At 70.4% G+C, this 16,028-nt stretch carries 13 protein-coding genes and 1 pseudogene; 5 read left to right on the top strand and 9 right to left on the bottom strand.

Annotation, left to right across the window (positions count from 1 at the left end; translation table 11 throughout):
* Window positions 1–200 precede the first annotated feature (200 nt).
* The gene (locus ABZ348_RS05510) at window positions 201–1,244 is read right to left on the bottom strand and encodes a BMP family ABC transporter substrate-binding protein (RefSeq protein ID WP_358929596.1); all 1,044 of its coding nucleotides are present in this window, start codon (window positions 1,242–1,244) and stop codon (window positions 201–203) included.
* 367 nt (window positions 1,245–1,611) lie between these two features.
* The gene (locus ABZ348_RS05515) at window positions 1,612–2,841 is read right to left on the bottom strand and encodes an amidohydrolase (protein ID WP_358929837.1); all 1,230 of its coding nucleotides are present in this window, start codon (window positions 2,839–2,841) and stop codon (window positions 1,612–1,614) included.
* Window positions 2,842–3,330: 489 nt separating this feature from the next.
* Here ABZ348_RS05515 and ABZ348_RS05520 point away from each other — a divergent pair.
* The 3 genes and pseudogenes from ABZ348_RS05520 to ABZ348_RS05530 all read left to right on the top strand — a co-directional run.
* A pseudogene (locus tag ABZ348_RS05520) lies at window positions 3,331–3,906 on the top strand (CBS domain-containing protein); the annotation flags it as partial.
* Window positions 3,907–4,136: 230 nt separating this feature from the next.
* Window positions 4,137–5,003, top strand: coding sequence for a universal stress protein (locus ABZ348_RS05525; RefSeq protein WP_358929598.1), 867 nt, complete (start codon window positions 4,137–4,139; stop codon window positions 5,001–5,003).
* A 206-nt stretch (window positions 5,004–5,209) separates the two neighbouring features.
* The gene (locus ABZ348_RS05530; protein WP_358929600.1) at window positions 5,210–6,220 is read left to right on the top strand and encodes a nitroreductase; all 1,011 of its coding nucleotides are present in this window, start codon (window positions 5,210–5,212) and stop codon (window positions 6,218–6,220) included.
* A 74-nt stretch (window positions 6,221–6,294) separates the two neighbouring features.
* On the opposite strand, the gene ABZ348_RS05535 is transcribed toward ABZ348_RS05530, so the two are convergent.
* The 3 genes from ABZ348_RS05535 to ABZ348_RS05545 all read right to left on the bottom strand — a co-directional run bounded on the left by ABZ348_RS05535 (window position 6,295) and on the right by ABZ348_RS05545 (window position 9,100).
* Window positions 6,295–6,594, bottom strand: a complete 300-nt coding sequence (locus ABZ348_RS05535) for a DUF1876 domain-containing protein (RefSeq protein WP_358929602.1) — start codon at window positions 6,592–6,594, stop codon at window positions 6,295–6,297.
* 80 nt (window positions 6,595–6,674) lie between these two features.
* Window positions 6,675–7,337 (bottom strand): leucine efflux protein LeuE, encoded by a 663-nt coding sequence (gene leuE, locus ABZ348_RS05540; protein ID WP_358929839.1) that lies wholly within the window; start codon window positions 7,335–7,337, stop codon window positions 6,675–6,677.
* 182 nt (window positions 7,338–7,519) lie between these two features.
* Window positions 7,520–9,100 (bottom strand): methylmalonyl-CoA mutase family protein, encoded by a 1,581-nt coding sequence (locus ABZ348_RS05545; RefSeq protein WP_358929604.1) that lies wholly within the window; start codon window positions 9,098–9,100, stop codon window positions 7,520–7,522.
* Window positions 9,101–9,338: 238 nt separating this feature from the next.
* Between ABZ348_RS05545 and ABZ348_RS05550 the strand changes: the two genes are divergently transcribed.
* Complete coding sequence (locus tag ABZ348_RS05550) at window positions 9,339–10,268, top strand: L,D-transpeptidase family protein (protein ID WP_358929606.1); 930 nt, start codon at window positions 9,339–9,341, stop codon at window positions 10,266–10,268.
* Between the two features lie 252 nt (window positions 10,269–10,520).
* Here ABZ348_RS05550 and ABZ348_RS05555 read toward each other — a convergent pair whose 3' ends face one another.
* Together ABZ348_RS05555 and ABZ348_RS05560 are read right to left on the bottom strand one after the other, a co-directional pair.
* Entirely contained in the window at window positions 10,521–11,678 is a 1,158-nt protein-coding gene (locus tag ABZ348_RS05555; RefSeq protein WP_358929608.1) for a hypothetical protein, read from the bottom strand.
* Window positions 11,678–12,484: an RNA polymerase sigma factor gene (locus ABZ348_RS05560; protein WP_358929841.1), complete on the bottom strand. Its 807-nt coding sequence runs from the start codon at window positions 12,482–12,484 to the stop codon at window positions 11,678–11,680. Before ABZ348_RS05560 ends, ABZ348_RS05555 begins: the two co-directional genes overlap by 1 nt.
* Window positions 12,485–12,759: 275 nt before the next feature.
* Between ABZ348_RS05560 and ABZ348_RS05565 the strand changes: the two genes are divergently transcribed.
* Window positions 12,760–12,963 carry a hypothetical protein gene (locus ABZ348_RS05565; protein WP_358929609.1) on the top strand — a complete coding sequence of 68 codons (204 nt, stop codon included), beginning with the start codon at window positions 12,760–12,762 and terminating at the stop codon, window positions 12,961–12,963.
* Between the two features lie 237 nt (window positions 12,964–13,200).
* Here the strand turns inward: ABZ348_RS05565 and ABZ348_RS05570 are convergent, their stop codons facing one another.
* Together ABZ348_RS05570 and ABZ348_RS05575 are read right to left on the bottom strand one after the other, a co-directional pair.
* Window positions 13,201–13,797 carry a hypothetical protein gene (locus ABZ348_RS05570; RefSeq protein WP_358929611.1) on the bottom strand — a complete coding sequence of 199 codons (597 nt, stop codon included), beginning with the start codon at window positions 13,795–13,797 and terminating at the stop codon, window positions 13,201–13,203.
* Window positions 13,798–14,199: 402 nt separating this feature from the next.
* Window positions 14,200–15,834 (bottom strand): glycoside hydrolase family 20 protein, encoded by a 1,635-nt coding sequence (locus ABZ348_RS05575; protein ID WP_358929613.1) that lies wholly within the window; start codon window positions 15,832–15,834, stop codon window positions 14,200–14,202.
* Window positions 15,835–16,028: the final 194 nt, after the last annotated feature.

The raw sequence follows: 16,028 nt of genomic DNA on the forward strand, positions 1-16,028 counted from the left end.
CGGGGGTGGCAGCGGGGGCTGCCGGACGGTGCGGGATGTTGCCTGGTGTGTTGCCCGATGCGTGGTGGCGAAAACTACCGTGCACAGGAGAGAGCTACGCGCGTAGCGTCAGCAACTTATTGAGGCGGTGGGCCCACGACGTGCATCGGGGCCCGGGAGAGCGGCACGGCCACTCCTCCGGGCCCCGACGATCAGGCCGGTCAGGTCGTGGTCTTGACCTTGATCTGGCCGTCGATGATCTTCTTCTTCGCCTCGTCCAGCTTGGGCTGGATGTCCTTGAGGTGGTCACCGGTCGTGGTGAGGCTGACACCGTTCTCGGCGAGCGAGTAGGTGTGGACGCCGGTCAGGGGCTTGCCGTCCTTGACGGACTTGGCCAGCTCGAAGACGCCGGTGTCGACGTTCTTCACGACCGAGGTCAGGATCGAGGACGCGTACTTGGAGAGCGCCGGGTCCTTGGCCTGGTCCGAGTCGACGCCGATGCCCCAGGTGCCGGGCTTGGCCGCGACGGCCGCGATGGCGCCCGCACCGGAGCCGCCCGCCGCCGTGTAGATGACGTCGATGTTCTTGTCGAGCATGCCCTGGGCCGCGGCCTTGCCCTTGTCCGGGCTGGTGAAGCCCGAGGTGTCCGTACCCGTGGAGAGGTACTGGATCTGCACGGTGGCCTTCGGGTTGGTCTCCAGGACGCCCTGCTCGAAGCCCGCGGCGAACTTCTTGATCAGCGGGAGGTCGACGCCTCCGATGAAGCCGATCTTGCCGTCCTTGGACTTCAGCGCGGCGGCGACACCGGCGAGGTAGGAGCCCTGCTCCTCGGTGAAGACGATGCTGTCGACGTTCTTCGCGTCGGAGACGGAGTCGACCAGGCCGAACGTGGTGTCCGGGTACTCCTTGGCGATCTTGTCGACCGCGCTCTTGTAGAGGAAGCCCACGGCGAGGACGGGGTTGTAGCCGTCCTTCGCGAGCGAGGCGAGACGGGTCTCGCGGTCGGCCGGGGTCTCGCTGGTCCGGGCGGTGAGCTCCTTGGTCTCGGCACCGAGCTCGGCCTTGGCCTTGTCGAGGCCGCGGGCGGCGGAGTCGTTGAAGGAGTTGTCGCCACGGCCGCCGACGTCGTAGGCCATACCGATCTTCAGCTTGCCGCTGTCGTCGGAGCTGCCGCCCTCGGTCGACGACTCGCCACACGCGGTGGCGGTGAATGCCATGGCCGCGGCTGCGATGGACGCGACCGCGATCTTTGATACCTGGCGCAAGAGGAGGTCCCTTCAAGGCTGACCGAAAGCGCCTCTTCCGGCGCTGGTTTCGCCGCGATCGTAACGCGCGTAGATGTCAGTTAAAACCACGTTCATGAGTCGTTATCGGATCGTCGCAAGAGGGGGTCGGACGGGAAGCGGGGAGCCCGTCCGGGCCGTCGGCCGCCTTGATCTTGCCCCTGGGAGGGTGGTGGGCGAACCGGATCAAAGGGGGCAGGGGCGACCGGCCGTACGGCGGAAGTCACATCACGCCCCTGGCGCCGCGGAGGTCGGTGTGCCCAACCCGCACGGAGAAGCGGCGGGCACCCGTACACCGGGGCGCCCGCCGCCTCGTCATCCCTGTTCGTCGCGCCCGTTCGGCGCGGGGTCAGCCCCGGTCCACCTCGGCGTCGAGGAGCACCGCAGCGGTGAACAGCTCCACTCCGACCGCGATCGCGTCCTCGTCGGCGTCGAAATCGCCCCGGTGGAGGTCCCGCTTGGTCGTGTCGCCCGGGGTGCGCACCCCGAGCCTGGCCATCGCGCCCGGCACGTGCTCCAGGTACCAGGAGAAGTCCTCGCCGCCCAGGCTCTGCTCGGTGTCCTCGACGGCCTGAAGCCCGCGGCGGGCGGTCTGGGCGGCCCGGAGCAGCTCGGTGACGTCCGGGTCGTTGACGACCGGCGGAACCCCACGGATGTAGTTGATCTGCGACTTGGCACCGTGCAGGGTCGCGATCTCGTCGATGGCCGCGTGGACGAGGTCGGGGGCGGCCCGCCACCCCGGGAGGTCGAGGCAGCGGACGGTGCCGGAGAGTTCGGCGTGCTGGGGGATGACGTTGCAGGCGTGTCCCGCCTCGATGCGGCCCCAGGTGACGGCGAGCCCTGAGCGGGCGTCCACCCGGCGGGAGAGCACCGCGGGGACCTCCGTGGCGACCTTGGCCGCCGCCGTCACCAGATCCGTGGTGAGGTGCGGGCGGGCGGTGTGGCCGCCCGGACCGTCGAGGGTGACTTCGAGCCGGTCGCAGGCCGAGGTGATGGGCCCGGGGCGGAGCCCGATGACTCCGGTGTCCACCTTGGGGTCGCAGTGCAGGCAGATGATCTTGCCGACGCCCTCCATCACCCCGGACTCGATGGCGTCGGGCGCCCCGCCGGGCAGCACCTCTTCCGCGGGCTGGAAGATCAGCCGCACCGGTTGCGGCAGGAGCCCCTGGCGGTCCAACTCGGCGAGTACGAGTCCGGCGCCGAGCACCACGGCGGTGTGGACGTCGTGGCCGCACGCGTGGGCCCGGTCGGGCACGGTGGACCGGTACGGAACGCCGGTCTTGGTGTCCGGGATGGGCAGCGCGTCGATGTCCGCGCGCAGCGCGAAGAGGGGCCGGGTGCCGTCCGAGACGCCGATGTCACACATGAGTCCGGTTCCGATGGACAGCACGCGCGGTGCCAGCCCGGCGCTCTCCAGACGGGCCTTGAGCGCGGCCGTCGTACGGAACTCCTGGTTGCCCAGTTCGGGATGCATATGGAGATCCCGACGGAAGGCGATCAGCTCAGCACGGAGTTCCGGGGACAGGATGCCGGGCAGTGCGACGCTCCCGGGCAGGTCTGCTGCGGACTCACGGGACATCAGTTGGTTCACCTGTTGAAGGGTAAGCCCAGGCAAGGCCCAACTGGCCACCGATCAAGGAAAGTTCAATCCGATAGGGGAAGGAAAAATGCCCCCTAGCGGCATGATTACCCGGGCGTGTGGGTAAGCTCACGGCTCTTTATCGACGGTACCGCAACCCACCGCACCCGGCCTTCGGGAGGAGCGGGGCAGGAGCGGACGGGACGCGCGAGCCGCAGATGTCGGGCCCAGTCGCAGATGTCGGGCGCAGGGTCCACGGCCGGGTCGGCGCCCGTACGAACCGACGGGCCGGGCGGGCACGACAGCCCCCGCGACTCGGGCGCGATACCGCCCGCCGAGGTGCCGGAACGGCCGCCGGGGAGCACCTCGGGACCCTGGGGCCCACCAAAGGGTCCAAGGTCCCTGTGCCTTTGCTGCGCCCCGGGTCCACTCTTGTGGTCAGATCATGTGTTCATAGGCGAATGTTTTGACATGTCGGAAAGGCCAGCCATGAGGCACCGCAGGGTCACCGACCTGATGACGCCCACCGCGGTGAGCGTCCAGCGGGGAACCGGGTTCAAGGAGATCGCGCGCCTCCTCGACGAGTACGGCATCACCGCCGTTCCCGTCGTCGACGAGGACGAGCGACCGGTCGGCGTGGTGTCCGAGGCCGATCTGCTGCGCCGCCAGACCTCGCAGACGACCGGGAACACGGCCGAGGCGCTGATGTCCAGCCCCGCCGTGGTCGCACAGCCGCACTGGAGCGCGATCCGAGCCGCCCGGGTGATGGAGCAGCACCGCATCAAGCGACTCCCCGTGGTGGGCGGGGACGGCCGGCTGACAGGGGTGATCAGCCGCAGCGATCTGCTCCAGCTCTTCCTGCGCCGGGACCGGTCCATCCAGGAGGAGATCTTGGAGGACGTCCTCACCCAGACGCTCGGGCTCTCCCCTTCGGCCCTGACGGTGGACGTCACCGACGGGGTCGTCACCCTCAGCGGCGCGGTGGAGCGGAGCAGTCTGATCCCGGTGACCGTGCGGCTCTGCGAGAGCGTGGACGGCGTGGTGGACGTGGTGGACCGGCTGGTCTCCGAGGTCGACGACACCGGCGGGACGGCCGCGCCCCGCACGGCCGGGCGGGAAACAGCGGCCGGGGCGTCCGCCGGTCCGTCGGGGAGCGCGCTCCCGCGCCACTCGGTGCTCGAACCCGCTCCGCCGGTCCCCCTCCCGGAGGCGTCGCCGGGAAACCCGCCACCCTCCCCCGCGGACGGCCCGCCGCCGCTGGGCGACGCCGCGACGACGGGCGGGAGGTGGGAGCGATGACGACGCACCACGTGGCCGTGGGGGTGGACGGGAGCCCCGAGGGCTTCGCCGCCGCCGAGTGGGCGGCCGAGGAAGCGCTGCTGCGCGGTGTGCCGCTACGGCTGGTGCACGTGGCCGACAAACCCCTGACCCTGGTGGTGGCCGCACTCGCGATCTCGGCGAACGACGACAGCGCGGCCGGGGACACCGTCCTCCGGGAGGCGGCCGACACCCTGCGGGCACGACACCCGGCCCTGGAGATCACCACGCGCAAACGCTCGGGCCGCGCCCCCGCCGCCCTGGCGTCCGAAGGGGACGAAGCCGGTCTGCTGGTCCTCGGCTCGCGCGGGCTGGGCTCGGTGGCGGGTTTCCTCATCGGCTCGGTCGGCACCGCGACGGTCGGGGCGACCACCCGTCCGGTGGTCCTGGTGCGTACGGGAACGGGCGACGACCCCGCTCCGGCGCCGGGTGAGGTGGTGGTCGCCGTGGACGTCCACGACCCCGTCGATGCGCCCCTGGCCTTCGCCTTCGAGGAGGCCGCCCGGCGCGGCTGCGCCCTCCGGGCCGTGCACGGCTGGCGTCCGCCCTTCGTCCACGGGCTGTCCTTCGACGCGGCAACCCGCCTGGAGGTCGAGCGGGAGTTCACCCGTACCCTGCGCGATCTCCTGCTCCCGTGGCGGCAGCGGTATCCGTCGGTGAAGGTGGTCGAGGAGGCACATGCAGGCCCCGCGGCCCGTGCCGTACTCGGTGCCACCGGCGATGCGGCCCTGGTGGTGGTGGGACGACGGGCCAGGCGGTCTCCCGTGGGCGGCCACATCGGCCCGGTCGCCCATGCGGTGATGCACCACGCCACCGCCCCGGTGGCGATCGTCGCCCACGACTGAGGCGCCGCGCACGATGGCGGCCCCGAACCGCGGACCAGCGAACCAGCGAGACACCGAGAAGTGAGACCCCCAGGAGAAAGGTTTCGCCTCAGCTCACGGAAGACGCCGTACAGCTTCTGAAGAAACGATTCTCTGAGCGCCCGACCAGGCCCGGACGGCATTCGGCCCGGCCCGTACGCGCAGCACTGCTCACCCGAGGAGGACCCGTGCCCGCACGACCACTCGACCCGGCCGTCGTGACGGCCCTCGTCCAGGACGCAGCAGCCGCCCCTTCGCTGCACAACGCCCAGCCCTGGAAGTTCCGGCTGCTGCGCGAACGCGGCGTACTCCAGGTGCGGGCCGATCCCACCCGGGCGCTGCCGGCCGAGGACCCAGCGAACCGCGCCCTGCACCTGGGGTGCGGAGCCGCCCTGTTCAATCTGCGGGTCGCAGCCGCACACCACGGATGGGAGCCGACCACGGTGTTGTTGCCCGACGGCTCCGACCCGGCGCTGCTGGCCGAGGTTCGGCTCGACCGACCGGTCCGCGACGAGGACGATCTGGCCCCGCTCCACCCCGCGATCGCCCGACGGCACACCAGCCGCCATCCCTTCACGCACGAGGCGGTCCCGGTCGAGGTGCTGGACGGCCTCAGCGCCGCCGCACTGCTGGAGGGGTGCCGGCTGGTCTTCCCCGACGACTTCCACGTACAGACCGTGCTGGACCTGGTGCACGAGGCCGAGGAGCGGGCGGTACTGGACCCGGAGGCCCGGGCGGAGTTGGCCTCGTGGACCAGGACCGAGGTGCGGGCACCGGACGGGGAGGACGGTCGGCAGCAACCGGGCGACGGCATTCCCGTGAGCGCTTTCGGTCCCCGGCCGCGCGGGAACACCGGGCCGATGCGGGACTTCGCCCAGGGCCGACCCGTACCCGGACGGGAGTCGGTGGAGTTCGAGCACGTCCCACGGCTCGGACTGCTCGGTACCGCAGAGGACCGGCCGGTGGACTGGCTGCGGGCGGGGCAGGCGTTGGAACGCGTCCTGCTCCAGGCCACGCTCGACGGGCTGGCCACCTCCCTGACCTCACAGGCCCTGGAGTGGCCCGAGTTGCGGTGGGCGGTACGGGAGCCGGGCTCGGCATCGGGCGGTCAGATCCAGATGGTGCTGCGCCTGGGGTACGGGCCCCACGGCGAGTCGACGCCCCGGAGGTCCGTGGACGACATGTTGGACGTCCGCTGAGCGAACCGGCGGCGCAGTGCGACCGGGCACGCGGGACGAACCGCAGACCCGGCGTCCCGCCCCGTGCGTTATGGCTATCCGGCCGCCGATGACCAGCCGGTGTCGGGCACCGGGGGCTTCGCCGGCGGAGCGGCCCCCATCGCCTCCAGATCGCGATCGGCCTCCCGCATCAACTGCCCGGACAGGTCCCGCATCGCCCGGGCAGCCGCCAGTTCATCCCCGATCTTCGGGATGTCGGCATCTGCGGGGCTACAGCGGGCGGTGCCCCGCCCGGTGAGCCGTCCCGATCCGGTGTCGAGCTTCGCGCTGGCCCTGGTCGTACCGTCCTCTTCCGACAGGACGAGATCGACCTTCCACTCCAGGGTCCGTGTCATGGCACACCTCCTCGGCCGTGCCCGGCCCACGTCAGCCGCCGGGGCGCGGTCCTCTTCTCAGCATCGCACCCGGGGCGGTTTCAGGCGCTGCTGAGCGACAGCTTCACGGCGAAGCCGAGGAACAGGGCGCCCGCAGCCGACGTGGCCCCCGCGGAGAGGCGCCTACGGCGCCTGAAGGCCGCCGCCAGATGGGTGCCGGTGAAGATCAGCAAGGTCAGATAGAGGAAGGACGCCAACTGCGCGAAGGCTCCGAGCACCACGAACGACAGAGCGGGATAGGCATAGGCGGGGTCCACGAACTGGACGAAGAAGGCGATGAAGAAGAGGATCGCCTTGGGGTTGAGGAGGCTGATCACCAGCGCCCTGCGGAAGGGGCGCTCCGCGCCCGTACCCTCCTCCCCGCCCTGCTCGGTCATGGCCACCTCGGGCGATTCGCGCCGAGCCCGCCACATCGACCAGGCCGCACGCAGCAGCCCGATCGCCAGCCAGGTCAGATATCCGGCGCCGGCGAACTTCACGATGCCGAAAAGGACCTCGTTCGCCTGGAGCAGTGAGGCGACACCCGCCGCGGAGAGCACCATCAGCACGGCGTCGCCGCACCAGACCCCGGCGGCAGCGGTGTATCCGGTGCGCACGCCGCGGCGGGCGGCGACCGAGAGCACATAGAGGGAGTTCGGCCCCGGCAGCAGGACGATGAGGACGAGGCCCGTCAGATAGGTCGGGAGATCGGTGACACCCAGCATGAACCGGAGTTTCGCACAGAGTTGCGATGATTCATCAGTGTGTTCCCCGTCACGGATCACCGCATAGGGGGCGACGGCTCGCCCCACGGAGGGGCTACGGCTCACGGGCTGAGCTCTACGGCTCACAGCGCTGAGGGCGGTCGGCCGCTCCGGTGCGGCCGTCAGAACACGTCAGAAACACGTCAGAACATATCCGTCGGCACATGGGTCCCCCAGACCTCCCGCAGCGCATCACACACTTCGCCCACCGTGGCCCGGGCTCGCAGCGCTTCCTTCATCGGGGGCAGGACGTTGTCGGTCCCCCCGGCCACCTCCTTGAGCGCCCCCAGCGCGACCGTCACGGCTCGTCCGTCGCGCTCCTCCCGCAGCCGTGCCAGCCGCTCGGTCTGACGGGCCTCGATCAGCGGGTCGACGCGCAGCGGCTCGTAGGGCTCCTCGGCGTCCAGCGTGAAGCGGTTGACGCCGACGACGACCCGTTCGCCGCTGTCGGTCTCCCGGGCGATGCGGTAGGCGTTCCGCTCGATCTCCCCCTTCTGGAATCCCCGCTCGATCGCGCCGACCGCACCACCGAGGTCTTCGACCCGTCCCATCAGCTCCAGGGCGGCTGCCTCCACCTCGTCCGTCAGGCTCTCCACGGCGTACGAACCGGCGAACGGGTCCACGGTCGCCGCGATGTCGGTCTCGTACGCAAGGACCTGCTGGGTGCGCAGGGCCAGCCGGGCGGACTTGTCCGTCGGCAGCGCGATGGCCTCGTCGAAGGAGTTGGTGTGGAGCGACTGGGTGCCGCCCAGGACCGCGGCGAGGCCCTGCACCGCGACCCGTACCAGATTGACTTCGGGCTGCTGTGCCGTCAGTTGCACGCCGGCGGTCTGGGTGTGGAAACGCAGCATCGCCGACTTGGGGTCGCGGGCCCCGAACTCCTCCCGCATCACCCGGGCCCAGATCCTTCGTGCCGCACGGAACTTGGCCACCTCTTCGAGGAGCGTGGTCCGGGCGACGAAGAAGAAGGAAAGGCGCGGGCCGAACTCGTCGACGTCCATGCCCGCCGCCAGGGCGGTGCGTACGTAGGCGATGCCGTTGGCGAGGGTGAACGCGATCTCCTGTACGGGCGAGGCACCGGCCTCCGCCATGTGGTATCCGGAGATGGAGATGGTGTTCCAGCGCGGGATCTCGGCGCGGCAGTGGCGGAAGACGTCGGCGACCAGCCGTAGCGACGGCTGGGGCGGAAAGATGTAGGTGCCGCGGGCGATGTACTCCTTGAGCACGTCGTTCTGGATGGTGCCGGTGAGCCGATCGGCCGGGATGCCCCGCTCCTCGGCGATGAGTTGGTAGAGCAGGAGCAGCAGCGCGGCGGGTGCGTTGATGGTCATCGAGGTGGAGACGCGGTCCAGGGGGATCCCGTCGAAGAGGACCCGCATGTCGTCGATCGAGTCGATGGCCACCCCGACCTTGCCCACCTCGCCCTGGGCGATGGCCGCATCGGAGTCGTAGCCCATCTGGGTGGGCAGGTCGAAGGCGACCGACAGACCGGTGGTGCCGTGCTCGATGAGTCGTGCGAAGCGGGCGTTGGACTCGGCGGCCGTGCCGAACCCGGCGTACTGGCGCATCGTCCAGGGGCGGCCGGTGTACATGGAGGGGTGGACTCCGCGGGTGTACGGGTACGCGCCGGGCTCGCCCAGGCGCTCGGCGGGGTCCCACCCGGCGAGCGCGTCCGGTCCGTAGACAGGATGGATGGGCAGTCCCGATTCGGAGTGGTGGGCCATGGCTGTGCCTCTCCCCGTAAACGACTGGTCGTCACAGCCCTTCCCGCACGGCACGGGGTTGTGCAACCGAACCGGACGGGAATTCATCTCCTGGTGCAGAGTCCCTGCACTCGGACTTCTCACTTCTTATCGGATTTTCCTTATTATTCGGGGTTTCTCGGACTTGCCGGATGCTGCGGGACTCCACAGGACCCTGTCGGATGGATCACCTTCTTCGGTTCATTGGGGGGCACAGAGGATGAAGAGGTTTCGAGGGACCGTCGTCCGGGGTCCGCACACCGCCCTGGCCGTTCGACGAGGTCTGGCCGCGGTCGCCGTGCTCGCGGTGACGGCGGGGTGTTCGGCACGGGCGGTCGACGCCCCTTCGGTGGGCACCGATGACGCACCGCCGGGATCGACGGTCCCCGGCGGGATCGTGACCCCGAGCGCGACCCCGAGCGCGGCGCCGTCGGGGTTGCCGACCGGCGGTGCACGTCCCGAGCCGAGCGAGGAGCCGGACGAGCGCCCCACCGAGCAGCCGAGTGCCCGGCCGGCCGAGGTGTTGATGTCCGAGGGGGCGCAGGGCGCGCGGGTACGGGAGCTCCAGGCCCGACTCGCCCAGATCGGTTGGTTCGACGACGCACCCACCGGTGTCTACGGGCGGATCACCGTCGCCGCGGTCAAGGGCTTCCAGGGCAAGCGCGGACTGCCGGCCCACGGTGCGACGGACACGGTCACCTGGCAGCGACTGCTGGGGATGACGACCGAGCCGACGCGCGGTGAACTCGACGGCAAGGCGGTCAACAAGCCGACGACCACGCTCGATCCGCGCTGTCTCAACGGTCGGGTGATGTGCGTCAGCAAGACCACGCGCACCCTGTCGTGGGTGGTCGACGGCACGGTGCGCTCGACGATGGACGTGCGCTTCGGCTCCCAGTACACCCCGACCCGCGAGGGCTCCTTCAGCGTCTTCCTGAAGTCGAGGGACCATGTGTCGACTCTCTACGACACCCCCATGCCCTACGCGATGTTCTTCAGCGGAGGCCAGGCGGTGCACTACTCGTCGGACTTCGCCGCCCGCGGCTACAGCGGCGGTTCGCACGGCTGTGTGAACGTGCGCGACCGGCAGGCGATCGCCGCCCTGTACGCGCAGGTGCGCAACGGCGACAAGGTCGTCATCCACTGGTGAGGATTGCCCGGTGCGGGCCGAGGGAGGCCGTGGGAGAAGGGCGCGGGCGGGACCGGGGGAACGTGTCCCGCCCGCGCCTGATGCGCCCAGCCGTAGGTACGGGGGGAACCCCGGCTTCTGGCGCCGCCGATGACCAGTCGGCTCACTTACTACTGCGCCGTACGCTCCAGAAACGTCACACCTGACCGTACGAGAGCAAAGAACCGCTGGTCACACGACTGATGTGACTGCGCTGAGCGGCCGGGGGACCGCTCAGCCGCGCGGTCGGTGCACCGGGGTGACGGCCTCGGGGCCCGCAGCCCGAACGCTCCGGCCGCCCGGCGCACTCCCGGCGCGCTGCTTCGGCTGGCCGTGGACCTTGATGCCGTTGCTCTTGTCGGGCTTGCCTGGTTTGGCAGGCTTGGCAGGCTTGGCGTACGGGCGGTTGACGACGCCCGCACCGACCTCGGCGTTGGAGTTGGTGCTCTGTCCGCCCTGGATGCCCTGGCCGCCCTGCCCCCCGTGGCCGCCCGGGCCGTTGGCGCCGTTCTGACCGTTCTGCGCGCCCTGACCCCCCTGGCTGCCCTGGCTGCCCTGACCGCCGTGGCTGCCGCTGCCGCCCACCGGGGTACCGGCGAGGACATCGGTGCAGAACCGGTCCACCGTGACGCCGTGCCTCTGTGCGGTCTTCTCCAGGCGCTTCAACCGTTTGGCGTCGATCGTGCCGGCCCGGTGGTCCCGGCAGGCGGCGACCAGCTTGCGCTGCTTGCCGTTCATCTCCTGGGGCTTCTCGGTCGCCGTGACGTCCGGCGTCCCGGGCGGCGGTTCGGCCGGTTCGACGGTGGCGCCGGGGAAGGTGGGCTCGGCGGTGGACGTCTCCTCGCGCGGAGGCACCGTGGTGGGCTCGGCGCCTCGCAGGGGGGAGCGCGGGGTGGGCTGCCCGGTGCGGGCCCGAGGGGGCTCCTCCGTCACATGGGGGCCGGTGGGCGCGCCCGACACCGAGGTCGCGGGGGCGGAACCCTCGTCGAACGGCGAGGGCAGCAGCCCCGTGGTCGCCCCGACCGCCACCCCGCCGAACGCGAAACCGGCGAGTGCGGCGATCACCCCGTAGCGCACGGGCTGCATCAACCGGGACGCGAGCGAGGGGCGCGGTGCCGGAACCACCCGTACGATCCCGAAGTCGCCCTCCTGGTCCGCCGTGCCCCGCTCCCGGGCCCGGGCCCGGCGGAAGGCGATCACGGCGGCGGCCTCGCCCGCCAATTCACCGTCGGGAGAGCCGAGGGGCGCCTCCGGTCGGCGCGCGTAGCGCAGCGCTACGGTCAGTCGTGCGGCCTGTGTACGAGCGGGTTCGTCGGGGACGTCGACCGGCTCACCGCGCAGCAGTTGCTCCGCCGTCTCCTCGTCGAGCCACTCGTACCGCTCATCGGCCATCACATGTCCTTCTGCGTCCGCAGCCGTGTATGCGTCACACCGGCGGGTGCCGTCGCACCCGGCCGTGGTCCGCGTTGCGGAGGCACGCCGTTGAGATCCGCACCGCACTCCGCGGGGTCGGCAACCGGCTGCCCATCGGCGTCCGTGGCACCACCCGGACCGTTGGCACCGTACGTGCTGGCGGTCGTTCGGGGGTAATCGGCTTCCTGTGCGGTGAAGTCGGACGGCCCGTCGGTGAACTCGGCCTCATCCAAGCTGTCCGCACCGAGGAGTTCAGCGAGCCGCTTGAGCCCGCGGTGGGCTGCGGTGCGTACGGCCCCGGGCCGCTTGCCCAGGGTCTGGGCGGCACTCTTGGCGTCGAGCCCGACCACCACCCGGAGGACGACGGCTTCCGCCTGGTCCTGCGGGAGCTGCGCGATCAGCGCCAGGGTGCTTCCGGTGGAGAGGGCCTCCATGGCCTCGTCCGCGGTGTCGGACTGCGCCGGTCGACCGGTGAGTTCGCTCTCGTCACCCCCGACCGCGGGACGGCGCCCCCTCATGCGGACGTGGTCGAGGGCCCGGTTGCGGGCGATCCTGGCGGCCCAGCCCCGGAATCTGTCCGCGTCGCCGTTGAACCGGTCGAGATCGCGGGCGATCTGCAACCAGGTCTCGGACGCCACGTCCTCGGCGTCGGGCTCCCCGACGAGTGTTCGTACATAGCCGAGCAGCCGCGGATGCACGGCGCGGTACACAGTACGGAAGGCGCACTCGTCCCCGTCCTGCGCCGCGAGCACTGCGGCGGTCAGCTCCGCGTCGTCCCCCAGCACTACCTCTACCTGTTCCGAATCGCAGCTGGTCATCACTGCCCGCGTCCCCTGTACGCGAGTGAGCACGCTACGGCTTGCTCGGGGGCCACGTCCATGGCTTGTACAACTTGCAACAATATGCCGACTCGCCCGACACGAAAGGGTGTGTGACAGAAATCGCCTGCTTGACGCTGAATGGAGTACGGGGCCGCTTTGCGGCCCCGTTGGACGGCGACCGGGGCCTCTCCTGTGGGGGGTGGCGGCCCCGGTCGTCCTTCCGTCTGCCACTGCCGAGCGTGGGCAAACCCCTGCCGAGCCGGCGCCCGCCGACCATCAGGCGACAACGCATCCCGCACCATCTGCCGACCCCCAAGCGGACGCGCGGAAGCACGGACGCAGACGCAGCGGCCACCAACAGCCACAAGGGCAGCCTGGGGTGGGGGCAGGGCGAGGGGATGGCGACCGGCGCGGTGGCGCTCCCGATTCCCGGGCAGGGCTGAGCGCCGTCGGGACAACGGTGAGCCCAGCCAGCCCGGTCATGGAGATCGGCCAGGGCTACCCCGTTTACTCGGCCGACCCGGTCTGCCCGGTCTGCTCGCCCTACCCAGCCTGCTCGGCCTACCCAGGCTGCTCGGTCTGCTCGGTCTGCTCGGTCTGCTCGGTCTGCTCGGTCTGCTCGGTCTGCTCGGTCTGCTCGGTCTGCTCAAGGGGGGTCTCCCCTGCGCGCTCACCAGCACTCAGCGCTGGACCCGGGCCCTTCGGGAGACCACCGCGCGCAGCACCCGCTGCCCCTCGGTGGAGACGCGCTGCACTTGCCGCAGACCAGCCCGCCCCTCACCTTCGGCCAGGATCTCCAGCACCCGCAACTGTCGGCGCAACTCGGCGGTCACCAGGGGGCCGGCATGGGTGGGCTCGCCCTCGCGGCAGCCCTTGAGCACCTCGATCACGGCGGATGCGTCGGGCTCGCCGCCGGGACCGGCATCGAGTCGGTGGTGGAGTTCGAGTGCCGCCACCGAGCAGTCGTCGGCCCACTCGCGCAGCGGCTCGACCTGCCAGTCGTCCGGTGCGGCATCGAGCATGTTCCGGATCAGGGCGACCGTCTCGTCCGCCTCGCCGTCGCCCGGGGGTGCGGCACGCGCCAGCCCCTCCCTGGCTTCGGCCAGTCGTCCCGGCCAGCCCCCCGCCCCTTCGGCGAGCCCGGCCCACAGCGGGCCGAGCGCATCGGCCTCGGAAGCGAGCACAGGCAGACAGCGTTCCAGACAGGCGAGGCCGCTCGCGGCCAAACCCCGCTCGTCCGCCTGTGCGATCAGTTCCCTCAGGCTCTTCGACGCCACTGACGCCTCCCATCGCGTACGCATGTCATTACCGCGCACACCTGAGCCCCGTGGCTCAATCGCGTCATGCCGAAGGCACCGGAGAACCGGGTCCTTGCAGGGCGGTACTACGAACCGCTCATCAGCATGGGTCTCGGGCTGCTTGGCGCAAACTACTCCCATCCAAGCCCCGTCCGCCACGTTTGTGCGGAGCTGAGCGGTCTTGGACACCCCACATCCTGACTTATCAAGTGAGCACTACCCATACACACTTGCAGCACACTTCTGTTACATTCTGCGCACCTGGAGCTCGGTTGACGGAGCGGCGCACTGTTCCCACGGGCTCCCGGGAAGCAGCGGTGCGAGTCCGCACACCCCCGGGCGGACTCGCACCGCACCCTCTGGACCACCCTGTGCGCAGGCTCAGTTCAGCTGTTCGGCGAGTGCCCGGAACCGGGCCCACCCGAGGGTGGGTTTCCGCGGGTCCCACACCTTCTGCGCCAAGGCGCTCAGGGGCAGCACGATCCCGCGGGCGATCTGCTCCGGTGTCTGGGAGCCCGCCAGATCGCACCAGATCGCGAACCGCGCCCCCAGGATCTGGCCGGAGTACTTCGTGGGGACCGGCCTGGTGCCACGGAGTACCAACGGGGTCCACTGCTCATAGATCCGCTGACCGGTCGGGTAGCGGAAGTCATTGGGCTCGCCGAGGACGTAGTAGAGGTACTCGTCGTTGACGTTCACCACGCGTCGGCCCTCCGCGAGGTACTCGACGGGCGGACGGGCCCCTATTTCCTTGCCCGTCCAGTACTCGACCTCGATGTCCTTGTCGACGGTGACCTGACCGCCGCGGAAGAAGCCGTCGTTCCACGCCTTGAGGCGCCGGTCCAGCGGGCGCAGCACGTCGGCCCGGTCGTTGACCCACTGCGTTGCCAGGTCCTGGACGCGCCCCTCGGGGCCGTACTCCTGCCGGGCTATGGCCGCGAGTCGGGGGAAGGACGCCTCGGGGTTGCGCCGGGTGAGGGCCTGGTACTCGTCACCGCCGAGATGCCAGTAGGCACCTTCGAACAGATCTGCGTACTCGGTGAGGAGTTCGTCGACCAGTCGTGCGGAAGCCGGATTGCCGATGTCGATCGCACCGCGCACGGTGCGGCCGGACGTGTCCTTGAGCCGGAGTTGCGGATGGGCGGCGAGGACGGCCCCCAGATGGCCCGGTGAGTCGATCTCGGGGATCACGGTGATGTGCAGCGAGTCGGCCAGCGCGAGTATGCGACGGACCTCCGCCTTGGTCAGGTGATCGCGGGACACCACCTCGGGATGACGGTCCGACTCGATGCGAAACCCCTGGTCGTCGGAGAAGTGCAGACCGAACTGGTTGAGCTTGAGGTCGGCCATCTCCCGCAGGCGCCCCTCGATCCACGCCGCGCTGAAGTGTTTGCGCGCGGTGTCCAGCATCAGTCCGCGCTGGGGCCGGTCGGGTGCGTCCCTGACGACGCCTTCGGGCATGGCACCGCCGGAGCGCACGGCCTGCTTGAGCGTGCGGGTGCCGTAGAAGACACCCGCCTCGGACGGCCCCGCTATGCGGACGCGGTTGCCGGCGGTGTGGACGGTGTACGACTCGGGGCCACCCTGTTGGGAGGGGGCGAGGACCAGTTCCACATCGCCCGGCCGGGCAGGCCCGGTACCTCGGTAGGAGATCTTGAGCTCACGGGCGAGCAGTGCGGCCTCGTCCGCCAACGCCTCGCCGCCCGCGGCGACGACGACCCCCGCACCGGACGCCGGCCGCCAACCCGGGCCGCGCGCCGGCTCGTGGTTCCGTACGGCGGGGATGGTCGCGGGCGCGGTGGAGAGGGGGTACGTCCGGGTGGGTGACGGACTGGGCGTGGGACTGGCCGCGCCACGATCGGCACCGGCATCGGTACGACTGGATTGCCCCGACTGACCGGAATCTCCCGGCTCATCCGAGGTTCCCTGTGAACAACCGGTCGCTGCTATCGAGAGGGCAGCGGTCACGGCGACTGCCGCACTGCTCCATCCGATGCGCCCAAAGTGCCGTATCACTTACATACCTCCCTTAAATCCACTGAATCCGATGAAAGAACACAACTGCCTCACATCACCCAATACAGCCGGAGAAACTCTCCCGTCCGGGTGAAAATCGCTCATCCGTCGGACAGCCCTTCGCCGGCATCGCTAGCGTGGAGACACTTCCGCCCCTCCTGTCACTTAGTTCACATGGTTCTGGGGTTCTCGCT

The organism is Streptomyces sp. NPDC005963 (assembly GCF_040638655.1).
In the GTDB taxonomy this organism is placed as follows: Bacteria; Actinomycetota; Actinomycetes; order Streptomycetales; family Streptomycetaceae; genus Streptomyces.

Coding starts and splice junctions, on each gene's coding strand:
- ABZ348_RS05515 (WP_358929837.1), bottom strand. CDS start 2,841: ATGTCCCGTGAGTCCGCAGCAGACCTGCCCGGGAGCGTCGCACTGCCC.
- ABZ348_RS05525 (WP_358929598.1), top strand. CDS start 4,137: ATGACGACGCACCACGTGGCCGTGGGGGTGGACGGGAGCCCCGAGGGC.
- ABZ348_RS05535 (WP_358929602.1), bottom strand. CDS start 6,594: ATGACACGGACCCTGGAGTGGAAGGTCGATCTCGTCCTGTCGGAAGAG.
- leuE (WP_358929839.1), bottom strand. CDS start 7,337: ATGCTGGGTGTCACCGATCTCCCGACCTATCTGACGGGCCTCGTCCTC.
- ABZ348_RS05545 (WP_358929604.1), bottom strand. CDS start 9,100: ATGGCCCACCACTCCGAATCGGGACTGCCCATCCATCCTGTCTACGGA.
- ABZ348_RS05550 (WP_358929606.1), top strand. CDS start 9,339: ATGAAGAGGTTTCGAGGGACCGTCGTCCGGGGTCCGCACACCGCCCTG.
- ABZ348_RS05555 (WP_358929608.1), bottom strand. CDS start 11,678: ATGGCCGATGAGCGGTACGAGTGGCTCGACGAGGAGACGGCGGAGCAA.